The organism is Photorhabdus hainanensis, from assembly GCF_018448965.1.
Taxonomy (GTDB): Bacteria; Pseudomonadota; Gammaproteobacteria; order Enterobacterales; family Enterobacteriaceae; genus Photorhabdus; species Photorhabdus akhurstii.
Genome location: NZ_RCWD01000148.1, coordinates 1 through 312 on the forward strand (window position 1 = coordinate 1; position 312 = coordinate 312).

At 51.6% G+C, this 312-nt stretch carries 1 pseudogene; it reads right to left on the reverse strand.

The window, feature by feature from the left end:
• Positions 1-312 (reverse strand): annotated as a pseudogene (locus EAE92_RS24295) (RNA-guided endonuclease TnpB family protein); the annotation flags it as partial.

Below are 312 nucleotides of genomic sequence, written 5' to 3' on the forward strand. Positions count from 1 at the left end.
GTCATCACAGAGTATCGAGGCGTAGTATTTACCGGTGGCTGAACGGCTCAGCGTCATGCTTTTCACCTCTCCGGTCATTTCACGGTGCAGACGGGCTTCTATCGGCGATAATTTGGGTATTTTTATTGCTCCGTCCAACACCTTCACCCCAACACAATGATAGCTGGACTGCCTGCCATGCTTGCGTTTGAATGTCGGGAAGCGCGCTTTCAGCTTCGGATTAAAAAAGTGGGAAAACGCCATATCGAGGTTAATCACCGCCTGCTGCAAGGCGATGGAATCATACGCTTTGAGCCAGGCATACCGGCGGGA